At 58.9% G+C, this 16555-nt stretch carries 17 protein-coding genes; 3 read left to right on the forward strand and 14 right to left on the reverse strand.

Annotated elements, in window-relative coordinates; genetic code table 11:
• The 6 genes from K0F75_RS10890 to K0F75_RS10915 all read right to left on the reverse strand — a co-directional run.
• Nucleotides 1–971 (reverse strand): GAF domain-containing protein (locus K0F75_RS10890; RefSeq protein WP_219061866.1); only part of this gene is annotated, 971 nt, incomplete at its 3' end.
• Complete coding sequence (locus K0F75_RS10895; RefSeq protein ID WP_219061867.1) at nucleotides 961–1629, reverse strand: biliverdin-producing heme oxygenase; 669 nt, start codon at nucleotides 1627–1629, stop codon at nucleotides 961–963. The genes K0F75_RS10890 and K0F75_RS10895, both read right to left, overlap by 11 nt.
• A gap of 8 nt (nucleotides 1630–1637) precedes the next feature.
• Nucleotides 1638–2585: a MerR family transcriptional regulator gene (locus K0F75_RS10900; protein ID WP_219061868.1), complete on the reverse strand. Its 948-nt coding sequence runs from the start codon at nucleotides 2583–2585 to the stop codon at nucleotides 1638–1640.
• Nucleotides 2586–3470: 885 nt separating this feature from the next.
• On the reverse strand, nucleotides 3471–3797 hold the full coding sequence (locus K0F75_RS10905; RefSeq protein WP_219061869.1) for a 4-methylmuconolactone methylisomerase: 327 nt from the start codon (nucleotides 3795–3797) through the stop codon (nucleotides 3471–3473).
• 11 nt (nucleotides 3798–3808) lie between these two features.
• Nucleotides 3809–5092, reverse strand: coding sequence for an MFS transporter (locus K0F75_RS10910; RefSeq protein ID WP_219061870.1), 1284 nt, complete (start codon nucleotides 5090–5092; stop codon nucleotides 3809–3811).
• Nucleotides 5093–5329: 237 nt separating this feature from the next.
• Nucleotides 5330–5785: a TetR/AcrR family transcriptional regulator gene (locus K0F75_RS10915; RefSeq protein WP_257604314.1), complete on the reverse strand. Its 456-nt coding sequence runs from the start codon at nucleotides 5783–5785 to the stop codon at nucleotides 5330–5332.
• 201 nt (nucleotides 5786–5986) lie between these two features.
• Here K0F75_RS10915 and K0F75_RS10920 point away from each other — a divergent pair, with 201 nt between their 5' ends.
• Genes K0F75_RS10920 through K0F75_RS10930 form a run of 3 tightly spaced genes read left to right on the forward strand, consistent with a single transcriptional unit; the run spans nucleotide 5987 to nucleotide 8833 of the window.
• Nucleotides 5987–6814: a MaoC family dehydratase N-terminal domain-containing protein gene (locus K0F75_RS10920; RefSeq protein ID WP_219061871.1), complete on the forward strand. Its 828-nt coding sequence runs from the start codon at nucleotides 5987–5989 to the stop codon at nucleotides 6812–6814.
• A 27-nt stretch (nucleotides 6815–6841) separates the two neighbouring features.
• Nucleotides 6842–8005, forward strand: a complete 1164-nt coding sequence (locus K0F75_RS10925; protein WP_219061872.1) for an acyl-CoA dehydrogenase family protein — start codon at nucleotides 6842–6844, stop codon at nucleotides 8003–8005.
• Between the two features lie 9 nt (nucleotides 8006–8014).
• The gene (locus tag K0F75_RS10930) at nucleotides 8015–8833 is read left to right on the forward strand and encodes a CoA ester lyase (protein WP_219061873.1); all 819 of its coding nucleotides are present in this window, start codon (nucleotides 8015–8017) and stop codon (nucleotides 8831–8833) included.
• Nucleotides 8834–8941: 108 nt separating this feature from the next.
• Here the strand turns inward: K0F75_RS10930 and K0F75_RS10935 are convergent, their stop codons facing one another.
• The 8 genes from K0F75_RS10935 to K0F75_RS25730 all read right to left on the reverse strand — a co-directional run.
• Complete coding sequence (locus K0F75_RS10935) at nucleotides 8942–10219, reverse strand: MFS transporter (RefSeq protein ID WP_219061874.1); 1278 nt, start codon at nucleotides 10217–10219, stop codon at nucleotides 8942–8944.
• A gap of 50 nt (nucleotides 10220–10269) precedes the next feature.
• A complete protein-coding gene (locus K0F75_RS10940; RefSeq protein ID WP_219061875.1) occupies nucleotides 10270–11250 on the reverse strand; it encodes a nitronate monooxygenase family protein in 981 nt (326 codons plus the stop codon).
• Between the two features lie 28 nt (nucleotides 11251–11278).
• Nucleotides 11279–12199 carry an SDR family oxidoreductase gene (locus K0F75_RS10945; protein ID WP_219061876.1) on the reverse strand — a complete coding sequence of 307 codons (921 nt, stop codon included), beginning with the start codon at nucleotides 12197–12199 and terminating at the stop codon, nucleotides 11279–11281.
• 30 nt (nucleotides 12200–12229) lie between these two features.
• A complete protein-coding gene (locus K0F75_RS10950; protein WP_219061877.1) occupies nucleotides 12230–13384 on the reverse strand; it encodes an acyl-CoA dehydrogenase family protein in 1155 nt (384 codons plus the stop codon).
• Nucleotides 13385–13387: 3 nt separating this feature from the next.
• Nucleotides 13388–14152: an enoyl-CoA hydratase/isomerase family protein gene (locus K0F75_RS10955; RefSeq protein ID WP_219061878.1), complete on the reverse strand. Its 765-nt coding sequence runs from the start codon at nucleotides 14150–14152 to the stop codon at nucleotides 13388–13390.
• Nucleotides 14152–15219 carry an acyl-CoA dehydrogenase family protein gene (locus K0F75_RS10960; protein ID WP_219061879.1) on the reverse strand — a complete coding sequence of 356 codons (1068 nt, stop codon included), beginning with the start codon at nucleotides 15217–15219 and terminating at the stop codon, nucleotides 14152–14154. Before K0F75_RS10960 ends, K0F75_RS10955 begins: the two co-directional genes overlap by 1 nt.
• Complete coding sequence (locus K0F75_RS10965) at nucleotides 15216–16079, reverse strand: MaoC/PaaZ C-terminal domain-containing protein (RefSeq protein WP_219061880.1); 864 nt, start codon at nucleotides 16077–16079, stop codon at nucleotides 15216–15218. Before K0F75_RS10965 ends, K0F75_RS10960 begins: the two co-directional genes overlap by 4 nt.
• The coding region (locus K0F75_RS25730) for an acetate--CoA ligase family protein (RefSeq protein WP_257604315.1) at nucleotides 16069–16555 on the reverse strand (487 nt) is incomplete at its 5' end. The genes K0F75_RS10965 and K0F75_RS25730, both read right to left, overlap by 11 nt.

The raw sequence follows: 16555 nt of genomic DNA on the forward strand, positions 1-16555 counted from the left end.
CGTTCGTCTTTGTCCATGTTGGTGAGTTTGAGGGATGCCGAACGTCCGATGAACTCATCCAACTCCCGGGCGCGCAAGCTCACGTATTTGGGCGTCAAGTGATGACAGGCTATCAGGCCCCAGAGCCGGTCATTTTGCACCAGGGAAATGCTCAAACTGGCACGCACCCCCATATTGCGTAGGTACTCAACATGCACCGGCGATAGGTTGCGCAACCAGGAGTGACTAAGGTCCAGCGGCGCGCCCGGTTGCCTGGCGTCCTGCCTAACCAATGGCACGGGTTCGGCATCGACATCGGCAATGATTCGCACCAGGTTCTTGGTATACAGCTCCCGGGCTTGGGCCGGAATGTCCGATGCCGGAAACCGGTTACCCAGATAGGACAGGGCTTGCTCGACTTTGCTCTCCGCGATGACTTCGCCGTCCCAGTTGCCATCGAAGCGGTAGATCATCACTTGGTCGAAACCAGTCAATAAGCGCACCTGATCCACGGTTGCCTGAGCGTAACGCCCCAGATCGGCTTCCGCGTCCAGCTTCCAGAGGGCATCGCGGATGGGAATGAACAGCTCATGGAACACGTCACCAGCAGGTGGCTGCCAGTGCTCCACCTCGATTACCAATGAGTTCCCCGAGCGAAAGACCTGAGCGTCATACTTGAGCCACTGCCCTTCGCGAAGCAAGGACAGAGACCAGATTTTTGGCCCCATCGCCTCATCATCCAGGTTCAGACCTTTCAGCCATGCCACCGACTCCAGTCCGATCAGTTCCTGTAATGGCTTGCCGAGCGCCTCGTCAACATTGATGGGAAAAATACTGGCAAGGTTCTGGCTGGCCGTATGAATCACCCAGCGCCGCGGGTCCACGACCAGCAGCACCCCGAACGGCTGGATACTGCCGACCAGGTGGATAGGTTCGCGGGCGCAGTTCTTCAGCGCGTCCTCGAGCACCTCTGACTCGTGATTATTCAACATGAGCGTCTGCCTGATATCTATCCAGCACTTCCCTGACCCGCGAGAAAGTAGTTTTGGCTGCACTCACCGCCTGGTCCCTGACTACGGCATCGCTGCCGTGCATTTCCAGGTACGCCAGGAACTGCTCCCATCGGTGGGCGGTCTGCGGGCCGTAGCCATTGAAGAATCGCGCCCCTGCGTTGGCCTTCAGCCCGAGATGAGCGGCAACCTGTCTGGCTATAAGCTGCCCGCCCAGCGTGGCGCCTTCCACTGCGTACAGCACCCCCAGCAACTGCCCCAGCGTGTTGATTTCAAACACTGCGCTCGGCAGTTGCGGGCCACTTGAGACTTCATCCGGCCCACCGCCAAAATGCTGCAAATCAGCGATCAACCAGGGCAGCTTGGGGGTGTAAGCGAAACTCACGGCTGAGCGTTGGGAAAAGCCGCCGATGGCGTGCTCCAGTGACTGGTAGAACGGCGTGTAGGCAGCCAACAGCAGCCGGTAATGCTCAATGGGATAGCCAGCTTGGGTGATACCAGCCAGCAACGGCTGACGATTGAGCTGAGCATGTTCCGCATGGGTACTCTGCCGCAATAAATGACGCAAGGAGCCACCGGCATCGTGCCGCGGCAGAGGCTCATGGGTTGGACCGGCATTCAGCGGCAATTCACGGGACAAGGGCGTACTCACAGACAGGCGGCAGACGATGTGCCGGGTAAGGAAACAACAGTTGCGGGGCCGGCTCGGCCCGGGAAAAACTCAACGGGTTGCAATGCGCCGGAAAAGACCCGTACACCAGCAGGTGCTCGCTTGATCGACGCGACACCCGCTCCTCCCGTCCAGAGCTGTACGGCATCGGGCAGGCGCGCCCGCAACTCGATTAGGAAAGGCCGGACGCGGCGTTGAGGGTAGGCCCCACTGAAGGACAGCGCGACTACATCGGCGCGATAAGCACGGGCCGCCTTGGCGAGCTCGTCCAGGGACAATTGGGTCCCCCCATGCAGACAGTGGGCGCCATGCTCAGCCTGTACCGCCTGGAGCATCAGTAGCCCCAGCACATGGAGTTCTTCGGGTGGTGTCGCGAACAGGATACGCGGATGACCGGGCAGCGGTTTTATCGCGCTGATGGCCGCGAACAACAAACGCATCAGGACGGCACTGCACAAGTGCTCCTGATAGACCTGGATCTCGCCACAGGCCCAGCCAGTGCCCACGGCTGCCATCAACGGCCCCGCGGTCTGCTGCACGAAACCGGTCAGGCCCTGTTCGATAAGGGCCTGCGCAAGATTTTTTTCCAGCCCGTCGACGTCGTCCACCCGCAACCGCTCAAGTGCCGCTTGAGCTGAGAGACACAAGGCGGGTTTGAAGGAGGAAACCGCGACGGCCTGGGCCAGGCGCTCCAACTCCTCCAGTTGCTTGCCGACGACTTGCGCCGGACGGAAACCGACGTCCAGCAAGCGTTTGATCAAGCACAGCTGAGTGATCTGCTCGCGTGGATAGCCGCTTCCGGCCGGCTCTTGCTGGATGGGGTGCGGAAAGCCGTAACGCGAACGCCACTTGCGCAACAAGTCCTTACTAAGACCGGTTTCGCGTTCGAGATCGATGGCCTGCACAAAAGGATGCGTAGATATCATGTTGCCATCATACCGTTTATTACGCTTGTTCGCTCCAGCGTGTCACGGACAATGCAATAAACACGAGCCGCTGAATTTCTGAGTGAAGCCGCCTGAAGGGGCCGTCTCGTCAGGGTTATAGTCGCGCCAGAGGCTATCGATGCTGGCTGCACGACGCTGCCTGCGGCAATCGGCCGCTGCCCGCCCTGCGCATGCGTCCGCGTCCGCGCCTGGGTAGCTTGCCTGACAGTGTGACTCAACATGCTGACCATGCCGCTGAGTCGCGCGATGCAAACGCCGGACATACAGTTATTGTTCTGGGGAGCTCTGCTCAGGCGGCAGCTCTAATGCCTTGTCCCAGGCTTCAGCAAGCTGCTCGATATGCTGCAACCGACTCCACTCAAACCGTATTTGGCTTGCCCTTCGAAACCCGTGAAGTTCGGCCATCAATGCGGGCTGCTCATCCATGCGCAAAAGCGGATTGTGCGCAACCGGAGGTTTGATAGTGCTACGACATCGATATCTGACGCTGGACTCTGTTCAAGTCCTTCGACTTTCACCCGCGAGCGAAAGGATGCTCTGGCGCCCGACCTTCAGGCTCATCCTGCGGAACTCGACCCCCTGATTGAACACCACTTCGACGCAATGCCTGCTGTTTACGGTGCCTCTCCGAAGACTGGAGAGCACCGATCTGAAATGTTTTACGCTATAACGAAAAAAGCGACCTTAAACAGACTGTGTAAAAACATGCTGAGGGCGGCCCAAGCAAACGCCCCGATTTGTCCGGGACGTTTCAAACGCCTGGAACTGCTTGCCGTTGGAGTAGCCCGCATCGGCAGTCACGTATCCATGAACGACAACGAGGCTCATCCGCCAAATTTTGGAGCGAAAAACGATACTCGACCACTACAACACTACATTGCACATCACAAATGGCTTGAGCCCGCCAATGAACGTTTTGCCATGTTCAAACCAAACCTTTCTTTTCTCGGCCTCCATGTAAAGCTCATAGTCGGACTGATCGCGAAACCAGCATTCCCCGATAGCATGCACAGTCGGCACCTCCAAATAGGGTACGTGGGTGTCGCTTGGGTTGTCTGACACAAGCCTGACCTCATATTTGTGCAGGCCAGGGATACCCTCACTCATTTCGAAGTGACGTACACATTCCTGCTTAAAGACCGCATCGCTCATGGTTTGAGGTTTAGCCAGCAGATAGACGATTCTAATCATTTGAACTTCCTTCACGTACGTTGTCCGGACAACGGTTGCGGGGACTGACCGGCTTCATTCTCAACACTTTCAATTTCATCAAGCCGGACCCCCTTGGTTTCGGGTAGCAGCAGCAAGGCACATACAGCGATGGCGTAAGCGACAAGGCAAAACGCGCCAACAGACTGGGACAGACCGAATTTAGCAGCCAGTAGCCCAACCCCCGTGACAGCCATTGCGCCCACCGATTTGCCTACGTTGTACGAAAACCCCATGCAAGTGGTGCGAACCTGGGTCGGGAATAACTCGCTCAGGAAGGGACCCAGCGCCGCAAACATGCCGATCGCCAACGCACCTACCAAAAAGCCCATGACGTGCGCTACAAGCGGGTTGAGCGGCACGAACATATAAGCGACGGTGACAATCCAGGAGGCCAACGACAAGATCATCAGAGTCGGGCGTCGGCCCAGGTGGTCAGACATGTAGGCAGTAGTAGCGAACCCGCAAAGGCTGCCTAGCGCCATGATCAGAATCGTCAGGATAAGCGATCCAGACACAACGCCGCGCTCGGCCATCATCGAAGGCGTCCAGACCAGGATCACGTAGCAGCCCGCCTGCAGCCCAATAACTAACAGACTCGCAAGCATGCTGACCCGAATGTACTTGGGGGAAAAAACGGTCCCGATGGATGCTTTATCTGTGTCCAGCTTCTGCGATTGCTTGAACGCGTCCGAATCCTTGACGTTACGCCGAATAAAAATCACAACCAGCGCCGGAACCACACCGACCCAGAACGCCACACGCCAAGCGTACTCGGCGGGGAAGTACGCAAGGATGCCGGTCACGACCAGCACCGCGCCGGCCCATCCCAAGGCAAACCCGGACTGCACGAAACCCAGCGCCTTGCCACGATTCTTCGGGTTGATGACCTCGGCCATGAGCGCCACACCAATGGCCCATTCGCCACCAAACCCCAAGCCTTGGAACGTACGTGCGACCAGCAATTGCTCGAAATTCTGAGCAAAGCCTGCGACGACTCCAAACAGGGTGAACCAGCAAACGGTAAAGATCAGAATTCGCACGCGCCCGAAACGGTCGCTCAATATGCCCGCGATCCATCCTCCCAGTGCGGCCGACAGTAGAGCCGACGTCCCGACAATGCCCGCCTCGCCTTTGGTCAGTCCCCAGATGCCTATCAGCGTGGGCAGCAAAAAGCTGAACATCTGCATGTCATAGGAATCCAGGGCCCAGCCGGCATAACAGGCCCAAAAAGTTTTCTTCTCACGTGGGGTGCCGCTTTTATACCAGGCGAACATGGGCCGATCCTTATTGTTATTGGGGGTATCTCTCTAACGCCGAGCATGGATCAGTCTTGTTGATGTGCCCATTTACGTTATTGAAAGCCCCTCTTTTGCTTTGGCTAAGAAGCCCGAATTGGCCGCGTGCCCCGCGCGCGGATCAGTAGAATCGTTGCGTGTCTGCGCAAGAATCAGTTCGACCATGGCGTGAACAAGATCCAGGCGAGCTTTCACCGTGAGCGCTAACGCTGGCAATCAGGTGGGGACTTGATTGAGTAGCGTGACGATACTTTTCGTGCAGGCCCGGCTGCACACCGAAGGCCCAACGGCGGCGGCAATGATGTTTTCATACCGCGTCAGGTGGGCGTCGGCATGGCTGAGCCAAGGCTCACTTAGATGGCGCCATTCACGTTCCAGTAATTGAAAATGGCACGGCATACAGTCCTGCAGACGCAAGTGCATTTCAATGATCTTGCGAAGCCGCTTGGGGACCTCGGCATTGCGCTGTATCTGCGTGGCTTTGGTCTGTAATAACCCCAGCAGCTCTTCAAACAACTCGTAGAGCAACGCTTCCTTACTTTCGATGTGGTTGTAGATCGAACCGCAGTTGATCCCCAAGGCCGAGGCTAGCTCGCGCATGCCCACATTGGCGTAGCCCTTGCTGGCAAACAGCGAAAGCGCTTGTTGGCGTGTATCCAGAAATTTGTTCATAGCCGCCTGCTCCCACGAAAGTCTGGCAGCAGCATGATCGGCAGCGTCATAGGCAGCAATTTCAAAAAGTGGAAGGCGGCGTTGCACCCTGCCCGCCCGACCTTAGGCAAAGCTTCACACTGACTTACGCAAAAGCAAATTCCCCACTTCAGTAGCACCCGTCATCCTGCTTGCAACTGCATCCAATAGGGAAAGCACAGCATGCAAGATTTCGAACCGGGTAACTGGGTGGGCCGAAAACAGGTGCGCAATGACCACTTCAGCCTCCCTTTGGTACGGCGCATCGCGGCGATGTTCAATACCCCGGCACCCACTGAGGGCCAAGAGTTACCTTGGCTATGGCACTGGTGCTTTTTTGATGACTGCGCAGAACAATGCGACCTCGGTCCCGACGGGCACCCAACGCTGGGTGAGTTCATGCCGCCCGCGCATGGGCGTAACCGCATGTGGGCAGGTAGCCGGGTCAACTTTATCCACCCACTGCGCGTCGACGCGCCCGCCAGCCGTCACACCACGATCAAGCATATCGAGGAAAAAAAGGGGCGCACCGGATCGCTCTTGTTCGTCACGCTCGCCCATGACGTATGGCAAGACGATCAGCTGTGCGTGAGCGAAGAGCAGGATATTGTTTATCGTGAACCGAACCCACCCCAGCTCAGCGCCGGAGAGCCGCTTCCCGAAACGCAATGGAGCGAAAACATCAGCCCCGACCCGCTGCTGCTGTTCCGGTACTCAGCCGTCTCCTTCAATGCCCACCGCATCCATTTCGATTGGCCTTATGTCACCCAGACCGAAGGTTATCCCGGACTGGTCGTGCATGGCCCACTGACCGCAACCCTGAATCTGGCCGCTTTCGTGCGGGCAAACCCATTAGCACACGTCCGACAGTTTTCCTTTCGCGGCATCCGCCCCCTGATTGCGCCCGCCGATTTCAAGGTCGGTGGGCACCATGCCCAACACGGTTTCGCCGACCTGTGGGCAGGCGATATCACCGGTATCAGCCAACGCGCCAGCGTCGAATTCGACTGAGCTTCGCATCACTCCAAAGGAATCAAGATGAACCCCAACGACAACGAAGAACTGAATGCCATCCGCGAAGGCGTGCGTGCCCTGTGTGCTGAGTTCGACGCGGCTTACTGGCGCAAGGTCGATGAAGAGAAGGGCTTCCCTGAAGCGTTCGTCAAGGCGCTGACCGATGCCGGCTGGCTGGCGGCGCTGATCCCGACTGAATACGGCGGCTCAGGCCTGGGTCTGGCCGAAGCGTCGGTGATTCTTGAAGAAGTGAACCGCTGCGGCGGTAACTCCGGCACTGTTCACGGCCAGATGTACAACATGTTCACCCTGCTGCGCCACGGCAGTGAGGCACAGAAGAGCTATTACCTGCCGAAACTGGCCAGCGGTGAGTTACGTCTGCAATCGATGGCCGTCACCGAACCCACCACCGGCACCGACACCACCAAGATCAAGACCACTGCGGTGAAGCAGGGCGACAAGTACGTGATCAACGGTCAGAAAGTCTGGATCTCCCGAGTCCAGCATTCGGACCTGATGATCTTGCTGGCGCGCACCACACCGTTGGCTGACGTAAAGAAGAAATCCGAAGGCATGTCGATCTTTCTTGTCGACCTGCGCGAGGCCATTGGCAACGGCCTGACCGTTCAGCCCATCGCCAACATGGTCAATCACGAGACCAACGAGTTGTTCTTCGACAACCTGGAACTGCCCCTCGACAGCCTGATCGGCGAGGAAGGCAAAGGCTTTCGCTACATCCTTGATGGGTTGAATGCCGAACGCACGCTGATTGCCGCCGAATGCATCGGTGATGGCCGCTGGTTCATCGAAAAAGCCAGTGCCTATGCCCGTGACCGGGTGGTGTTTGGACGTCCCATCGGCCAGAACCAGGGCGTGCAATTTCCGATTGCCGAAGCGCACATAGAGATCGAAGCCGCCGACCTGATGCGCTGGCGCGCCTGCGAGGAATACGACAGCGGCAAAAATGCCGGGGCCAGCGCCAACATGGCCAAATACCTGGCGGCCAAGGCGTCCTGGGAAGCGGCCAATGCGTGCCTGCAAACCCACGGCGGTTTTGGTTTCGCCTGTGAATATGACGTGGAGCGCAAGTTCCGCGAAACCCGTCTGTATCAGGTCGCGCCAATCTCGACCAACCTGATTCTGTCCTACGTCGCCGAGCACCTGCTCGAACTGCCACGCAGCTTCTGAGGAGCGGTCATGAATGACAAACTGATGCGCTCGGCGCTGTTTGTGCCCGGCAACCGGCCCGAACGTTTCGCCAAAGCGCTGTCCAGTGGCGCCGACGTGGTCATCGTCGATTTCGAGGATGCCGTCCAGGAATCGGACAAAGCCCTGGCCCGGAAAAATCTCGAAGAGTTTTTGCAGGCAGAGCCGACCGCCCGCGTTTGGGTACGGATCAATAGGGCGAGTCACGCTCAGCATGATGCTGATCTGGCGTTCTGCACAGGCCAATCCGGCGTGTGCGGCGTCATGCTTCCGAAAGCTGAAAGCGCAGGACAGGTCGCCCGCGTTGCTGCCACCGGCCACCCGGTCCTGCCTATTATTGAAAGCGCCTTGGGGTTACAGGCACTCGCCGCCATTTCGCAGGTTGCGGGTGTGGACCGGCTGACCTACGGCGGGCTGGACATGAGTCTGGACTTGGGGATGGTTGCCGGCACCGTTGGCGCTGAATGCATGCTGGATCAGGTTCGGTTCGCCCTGTTGCAGCACAGCCGCCTCGCTGGCTTGGCCTCACCGCTGGAGACCGTCTATGCCCGCATCGACGACCCCATCGGGCTTGAACACTTTGCCTTGAGCGCGCAAACCAAGGGGTTTGCAGGCATGCTGTGCATCCATCCGCGCCAAGTCGACGTCGTGCATCTGGCATTAGCGCCGACGCCCATTCAGGTGGACTGGGCCAGTCGTGTGCTGGCGGGTGCTGATAAAGCAGGCGCCTTTCAGCTCGACGGACAAATGATCGACGCCCCGGTGATTCAACGTGCACGAAATATCCTGGCATCAGTCAGTAACGCATGACGCCAAGCGATACTGTTGACGGACCACCGGGATTCCCTGTGGTCCGTTTTGCGTGGTTCTACCGCCAATACAGGGGTGGGCCAAGCACCCCCTAGTGGCGTTTCCCTGTTACGCCTTCTGCGGATCGTAGATTTTGTCGCGAATGAAGAGTGCAGGTATCAACGCGGTCACCAGATACGCCAGGCCCATGACCAGCATGCCAGCGGCAATCGACACCTGAGCTGCAAGCAGCCCAATAATCGCGGGGGCGAATGCCGCACCGAGTCGGCCGAAGTTGTAGGCGCCGCCTACTGCCGAACCACGTACACGGGTCTCGAAACTCTCGGTCATGTAGGTTGCGACGACGCCCACCGGAATTCCGTAGATAAACCCGAAGAACACCAGCATGTAGAGGATATTATCGGGAGAGTTGAGGTAAACGATCATCGGGATCAGCACAGCGGTGCCCAGGCAGCCAAACACAAATGTCTTGCGTCGACCTATCCAGTCAGCAACGAATCCAGCGCACACTTTGCCGAAGATCATCGCCGCGTAAGTGCCGACCATGTAGCCCGTCATGGCTTTGAAGTCCATATGCAGCTCGCGCTCCAGATAGGACGGTAACCAGTTGTTAACCCCGTAGTAACCGAATTGAAGGAACCCCGCCGTCAGCGTCCACAAGATGAACATGCGCCGGGCACCTTTGTCGGCAATCAGCGTCTTGAGCGAGCCGGGCTTTTGCTGGACCGCAGAAGCACCGCCGGCCTTTTTGATTCGCAGGCGCTCAGCCTGAGCAGCGAGCCAGGCAGGCGGCTCGGGCACAAGCGGCTTGACGAAGAGAGCGAGGACAACGGGCGCGATAGCCACGAAAAACATCCAGCGCCAGCCATGCTCCGGGATGATAGCCCCGGCCATGATGGTCGCGACGACGTAGCCCACGGTCCAGCCAGCCTGAAGCGTCCCCAACACCGTCGTCCGGTATTTGGTAGAGACGTACTCAGACATCAGCGTGTTGCAGGCCACGAACAGTGAGCCCAAGCCCAGTGAGGCGATGAAGCGCACGACTGCAAACTGCCAATAACTGTTGGTAAAGCCGAGGGCCGCAGTGCCGATGGAGAACACTATCGTGGTCCAGAAAACCACCTTGACCCGGCCGAACCGGTCGCAGGCCCATCCACCGTAGATGCCGCCAACCGCCATACCAGCCAGGGTAATACTGCCCAGACTGCCAGCCTGAAAACTGCTGAGCCCGAACTCATCGCGCAAGCTGCTGAGGCTGTATGACAGCAACATTAAGTCCGCACCGTCGGCCAGCAGCCCGAGAAAGCAGAATATGAACACGATCACTTTCGTGCGTGTCGGGATTGCCTGAGTTTGTGCCTGGGTTGAAACAGCGAGCATTTCCATTATTTTTCTTCTCTGAATTGATCTCTGTGTGGAGTGCCCAGCGGCGCAAGCTACTGGATCAAGACATTACTCAGACGCCTGCGAATAATCGTCGCTGCCTGTTCGACGATCCGGTCGATCAACGCCTGACAGGTGGGTACGTCGTCGATCAGCCCTTGCACCAGGCCGGCAGACCAGACCCCATGGTCGGGGTCACCTTGCTCATACACCAGGCGCCCCCGATGCCCCGCGACCAGATGGGCGACCTCCTCAAATGTCGCCCCGCGTGCCTCCATCGCACGCACTTGCTGGCTAATGGCGTTTCGAGCGACCCGGGCCGTATTGTTCAGACTGCGCAAAATCAGGTCGGTACTGCGTTCATCGTTTTGTACGATGGTCCGCTTGACCTGTTCATGCACCGGGCTCTCCACGGTGCACAGAAATCGCGTCCCCATGCTGATTGCATCTGCGCCCAGCGCCAGCGCTGCGACCAACCCCCCTCCGTCGGCGAAGCCGCCTGAAGCAATCAGTGGGATATTCAGCTGGCGGGCAACGGCGGGGATCAACACCAATCCCGGCACATCGTCTTCACCGGGATGGCCGGCGCACTCGAAGCCGTCGATGGAAACCGCATCCACCCCTAGCGCCGCTGCCTTGAGCGCATGGCGTACCGAGGTACATTTATGGATGACCTTGATGCCGTGGTGCTTGAACTCAGCAATGTGCAACTGCGGGTTGCTGCCTGCGGTTTCGACGATACCAATACCGCATTCGATGATGGCGGCGCGGTACTCGTCATACGGCACGGGCTTGAGCGTCGGCAATATCGTCAAGTTGACCGCGAATGGCTGATCAGTGAGTTCCCGGCAGCGACGAATTTCATCAGCCAAGGCCTGCGCGGACGGTTGCGTCAACGCTGACAATGTCCCCAGCCCTCCAGCATTCGCCACCGCGGCGACCAGTTCGGCCCGCCCTGCCCACTGCATGCCACCTTGCATGATCGGGTGTTTGATACCAAACACCTCGGTGAAGCGCGTCTGCAATCCACTCATCGGCCACCTCCCTTAACATTAGGCATGCTTACACCGGGTCCCAGGAAAAGACGTCGGCGCTGGCTTCCAACGGCAGGAATCCCGCCCGCAGAGCGGGCATGCCGTGTTCGGCAATGAGCTGCGGCGTCCAGCCATCACTGCGCTGAACACTGCGCAATGGGCGACTCTGGCTCATCAGGAACAATTCGTTATTGCGAGAGGCGAACACCTGTCCCGTGACGTCTTGCGCCTGATCAGAAGCCAGAAACACCGCCAGTGGCGCATTTTTGTCGGGGGTCATTTGCTGTAAGCGCTCGACACGAGCCTTTTGCTCGGGGGTGTCAGCCGGAATTGAATCGGTCATGCGGCCCCAGGCAAACGGTGCAATGCAGTTGGAGCGCACCCCAAAACGACGCATGTCCATGGCGATCGTCTTGGATAGCCCAACGATGCCCAGCTTGGCGGCCGAATAGTTGGCCTGACCCACGTTGCCAATCAGCCCCGAGGTGCTGGTCATGTGCACGAATGCCCCGCTCCCCTGCTTGCGAAAATGCTCGGAGGCCGCACGGCTGACAAAGAAGCTACCGTTGAGGTGCACGTTGATTACCGCCAGCCACTCCTCCGGGCTCATTTTGTGAAAAATCGCATCACGCAAGATCCCGGCGTTGTTGACCACGATATCCACCTGACCAAATGAATCCACCGCGCACTCGACGATGCGTTTGGCGTTGTCCCACTCCGCGACGCTGTCGGTATTGATCACCGCCTCGCCTCCACGCGCCTGGATCAGTGCCTGGGTCTGCATGGCCGGGCTTTGCGAGCCACCCTCACCGTGAAGCGAAACGCCAATGTCATTGATCACCACCCGTGCGCCCGCAGCCGCCATGGCCAGTGCGATAGCTTGACCAATTCCCCCACCCGCGCCGGTGACGATCGCAACCTTGCCTTCAATCGATTGTTGTACTGTCATCTGGGCATTCCTTCGATAGAGCGATAGTTTTCACGCCGACAGGCCTAGTACCTGTTTGGCCAGAATGTTGCGTTGGATCTCGTTACTGCCGCCGTAGATGGTCGTGGGCAGCGACTGGATAAACAGCCCGGCCGGGTAAAGCGCGCGGTCCTCGGGTAAGGGATCAAGAAGCGCCGATTGCTCTCCCGCTATTTCCAGCGCCACTTCGTTGATGCGTTGATACAGCTCGGACTGAAAAATCTTGAGCATCGAGACTTCCGCACCCAGAGGCTTACCGCGCCGCAAGGCATTGGCGAACAATTCATAGAGGGCGCGATGGCTGTCCAGATCCAGGTGCAGGTCGGCATAGCGCTGGCGAAACACCGGATCGGTCCAGACCCCGGTCAGCTGCGCCAGACGACGCAAGCGCTCCAGAGCATGAGTGGACTGTTTGGGCGAACCGAGGAAAATCCGCTCGAAACCCAGCAGGGCCTTGGCCATGCTCCAGCCTTGATTAATCTCGCCGACCAAATTGGCCTTGGGCACTTTGACGTCGTCAAAGAACACCTCGCAGAACTCGCCATGCAAGTCGAGGTTAAGGATTGGCCGCACCTCTATGCCTGGGCTGTCCATGGGCACCAACAGAAAGCTGATGCCTGCCTGGGCCTTGGCACTGCGATCAGTGCGCACCAGGACAAATATCCAATTGGCTTCACTGCCCATCGTGGTCCAGGTTTTCTGACCATTTACACGCCAGTGGTCGCCGGCATCAATCGCCTCGGTGCGCAGACTGGAGAGATCAGAACCCGCATTAGGCTCGCTGTAGCCTTGGCACCAGATATGGTCACCGCTGAGAATCTTTGGGAGGTAGAAAGCTTTTTGCTCCTCAGTGCCAAACCGAATCAGCAATGGGCCAAGCATCGTCAGGCCGGTATCCGGTAAGCGGGCGCAACCGTGGCTTTCCATTTCCTCCATCATGATCAATTGCTTGCCGGCGCTCAGCCCCATGCCGCCCACCGCCAAGGGCCATCCCGGCGCAAGCCACCCTTGACGCGACAACAACTGGTACCACTCGCGACTGTCTTCGGTGCCGAGGCGCTTGCGTGGATTGCGCCACTGCTCCGGGTAGTGCGCACGCACCCAGTCACCTACCTGCTGGCGAAAGGTCGAATCGTCCATCGTGGTGTAATCACGTGTCGAGGTCATGTCTCAGGCTCCTATGAATTGCGCAGGTCGCTTGTCTATAAAAGCCGCCTTGCCTTCGGCGTGATCGGCACTCAAAAACAGTTGGCTCTGCAGCTCGCATTCGCGATCGAGCAAAGCGTCCAAACCCCGCGCCAGCACTGCCTTGCTCAACGCCAACGGCAACGGCGCTTGACGCTCCAGCACTTGAGCGCGACCCAGCGCGACTTCCAATGCCTGACCCTCAGCAACCAAATGATCGACAAGGCCAAGTCGCTCGGCGTCCACTGCGTTCCATTTTTCGCCGTAGAAAATAATCTGCTTGGCGCGGCCGATGCCGACCCGTTGCGGCAGGGTGAACAGCAGGCCCATATCCGCCATAAGCCCCACCTGACCAAAGCTTGCCGCAAAGCGAGCACAGTCACTGCTGACCACGCTGTCGCAGGCCATTGCCAGCGACAGTCCAGCACCGGCTGCCCAGCCTTCGACGGCACAAATAACAGGCTTGCCCATACAGAGCATTTGGCGGATCAAACGATGACTGCGGCGCATTCGCGCACGCCCTGAGCTCAAGTCGCTGATGCTCATGTCCGTAATATCGCCGCCGGCACAAAACACGCCCCCGGCACCGGTCAACACCACACTGCGAACCTGCGGGTCCTCATCGGCCTGCGCCAGGGCCTCATACAGCAATCCGCGCAGTGCAGGAGAAACCGAGTTGTGGCGCTCAGGGACGTTGATCGAAAGGATCAGGGTGCGCCCGCGCATTTCTTTGAGCAGTGAGTTGTCCATCAATGCACCTCCTCGCAGACCCAAGTCGTGTAGCGCTGCTGGTGATACTGCAGCGAACCGCAGGTATTCATCAGCGTCAGCACTTTGCGCAGGAACAGGCCGATATCCGCTTCATCGGTGTAGCCAATCGCCCCGTGCAGCTGAATCGCCTCACGGCATACCTTTAGCGCCGCTCGTGTGGTGCGTAGCCGCGCAGCGCTGACGTGCAGCTCGCGTTGCCCGGTACTTGTGCCGCTATCAATGGAAGCTGCGGCCTGTTCAATGGCGGCGCGACTTAATTCAATCTGGATATTCAGGTCGACCATTCGGTGCTGCAGCACCTGGAAGCTCCCAATCGCTTGACCGAACTGTTTACGCACCTTGAGATATTCCAGGGTCCGGACAAAAGCACCTTGCATGCAGCCCAGCAGGTAAGCGGAGGTTGCCAGCGAGGCTTCATCAAGGATCGCCGCCAACCGTGACTCAGAAACATCGAGCCTACGGACCGGGGTTGCATTGAAATGCAGGCAGCCAAGGTGCCCACCGTCCTGGGTCAGTTGGCAGTCCACGTGGATCGTCGCGCTGCTGGCCTCGACCAGTACCAGCCCTTGGCACGTGTTCACCACAAAAGCATCGGCAACAGCGGCAAGGGATACGTTGTCCAACTGCCCCGTGAGCTGCCCATCGCGGACTTCCAACCGCGCTGGCTGAGCCAGGCCGGCGGGCATAATCAAGCGCACACCGCTCAGTTGCTGCTGGCACAGATCCGGTGGTAACAACCCGGCGACCATGACCGCCTCGATCAGGGGCTCTGGCAACAGCCCCTTTCCCAGCTCCTCAAGCAAAGCAGCCAGTTCCGCGGCACCCAGTCCGATGCCGCCCGCCTCCTCGTCCAGGCGTAATCCGACCCAGCCCATGGCGCAAATTTGCCGCCAGCTTTCTCGGTCCATACCCTCGGTAGTGAAGCGCAGCGCCCGGATCCGGCTCAGGTCGCCATCGCGGGGCACCATCGCCGCGGCGCTATCACGTATCAAGCTCAAACGCTCCTGGCGCTCGTCATCCTGTTGAATACCCAATGCCGCGTTCATGAGCGATCTCCATGCAGGGTGACCAAGCCGTTATTGAGCACAACGACGTCACGTTCCAGTACCCGAGAGCGAAATGAGCCATCATTCCAAATCTCAGTGCGAATGGTTTCGCCGGGAAACACGGGGGCACTGAAGCGCACTTTCAGACTTTTCATCCGCTCACTGCGGTAGTCCGCCACTTCACGCAACACAGCATGGAAAGCCGCGCCCAAGGTGCACAAACCATGCAGGATCGGCTGCTGGAACCCGGCGCGGGCAGCGAAATCAGGGTCAGCATGCAACGGGTTGTCATCGCCATTGAGGCGGTAATACAACGCCTGTTCAGGGCGAGTCGGTAAGTCGACAATACGATCCGGCGCGCGATCCGGTAGCACGTGAACGTCAGGTTGCGGGGGGGTGAGCGACCCACAGCCACCATCACCGCGCAAGAAGGTGGTGCTAGAGGTGGTCGCGATCAGTTCATCAGACTCGACGTCAATCAGCTGCTTTTCGCTGTACAGCAACGCGCCCTTGCCATCCCCCTTGTCCAGCAAGCCGGTGACCCGGGTGCGGCCCAGAATTTCCCCTTCGACGGGCAGCGGCCGGTGCCATTGCACGCTCTGTTCGCCGAGCACCAATTTAAGCGCGTTCACACCCGTGTTCGGATTGCCCAGCCAGAAACCCGGATACGCCAGCACCACGGCCATGATGGGCAGCGCACGAAAATTCCGGGCTGAATCGACATAATCCAACGCGTGGCGATCCATCGGGTTCATGCCCATGCCGACCGACAGCGCATAGAACGCTGTGTCCCGACGTGTCAGGTGTTGGCGTACATCCGGGATCGGGTAATTCAGGAGTTTTTCTGGATCAAGCCTCATCGTTGTGCTCCTCGGCCAGGCTAACCACGAGGGCGTCGGCGGCGAAGGCCCCCTGCCCCTCGGGCAAGGCAAACACCGGGTTGAGGTCAATCGACTGCAACGCGTCGCCCGCCCGGCACGCAAACTCAGACAGGCTGGCGAGCATGTGTGCCAGCGCCGGAATGTCCACAGGAGGTCGACCCCGCGCACCGAGCAACAGCGGCGCGCCCTGGATACTGCGGATCATCGCTTCGGCGTCGGTCACCCCGAACGGGCAACGTCGTAACGTCACATCCTTGAGCACTTCAACAAAAATCCCGCCGAGACCGAATACCGCCACTGGCCCAAACATCGGGTCACGTTGAATGCCCATAAAACATTCCACCGCGCCACTGATGTGTCGGGCAACCAGCACGCCATCCAGACGGGCGTGTGGGGCATGCTGGCGGGCGCGCTCCATCAGCGTCACAAAGCCCTCTCGCAAAGCCTCGGGGCCT

Origin of the sequence: Pseudomonas sp. UMAB-08 (assembly GCF_900095225.1) — a bacterium.
In the GTDB taxonomy this organism is placed as follows: Bacteria; Pseudomonadota; Gammaproteobacteria; order Pseudomonadales; family Pseudomonadaceae; genus Aquipseudomonas.

Coding starts and splice junctions, on each gene's coding strand:
- K0F75_RS10950 (WP_219061877.1), bottom strand. CDS start 13,384: ATGACCTCGACACGTGATTACACCACGATGGACGATTCGACCTTTCGC.
- K0F75_RS10915 (WP_257604314.1), bottom strand. CDS start 5,785: ATGAACAAATTTCTGGATACACGCCAACAAGCGCTTTCGCTGTTTGCC.
- K0F75_RS10965 (WP_219061880.1), bottom strand. CDS start 16,079: ATGAGGCTTGATCCAGAAAAACTCCTGAATTACCCGATCCCGGATGTA.
- K0F75_RS10900 (WP_219061868.1), bottom strand. CDS start 2,585: ATGATATCTACGCATCCTTTTGTGCAGGCCATCGATCTCGAACGCGAA.
- K0F75_RS10955 (WP_219061878.1), bottom strand. CDS start 14,152: ATGGACAACTCACTGCTCAAAGAAATGCGCGGGCGCACCCTGATCCTT.
- K0F75_RS10905 (WP_219061869.1), bottom strand. CDS start 3,797: ATGATTAGAATCGTCTATCTGCTGGCTAAACCTCAAACCATGAGCGAT.
- K0F75_RS10925 (WP_219061872.1), top strand. CDS start 6,842: ATGAACCCCAACGACAACGAAGAACTGAATGCCATCCGCGAAGGCGTG.
- K0F75_RS10960 (WP_219061879.1), bottom strand. CDS start 15,219: ATGAACGCGGCATTGGGTATTCAACAGGATGACGAGCGCCAGGAGCGT.
- K0F75_RS10930 (WP_219061873.1), top strand. CDS start 8,015: ATGAATGACAAACTGATGCGCTCGGCGCTGTTTGTGCCCGGCAACCGG.
- K0F75_RS10945 (WP_219061876.1), bottom strand. CDS start 12,199: ATGACAGTACAACAATCGATTGAAGGCAAGGTTGCGATCGTCACCGGC.
- K0F75_RS10920 (WP_219061871.1), top strand. CDS start 5,987: ATGCAAGATTTCGAACCGGGTAACTGGGTGGGCCGAAAACAGGTGCGC.
- K0F75_RS10910 (WP_219061870.1), bottom strand. CDS start 5,092: ATGTTCGCCTGGTATAAAAGCGGCACCCCACGTGAGAAGAAAACTTTT.
- K0F75_RS10940 (WP_219061875.1), bottom strand. CDS start 11,250: ATGAGTGGATTGCAGACGCGCTTCACCGAGGTGTTTGGTATCAAACAC.
- K0F75_RS10935 (WP_219061874.1), bottom strand. CDS start 10,219: ATGGAAATGCTCGCTGTTTCAACCCAGGCACAAACTCAGGCAATCCCG.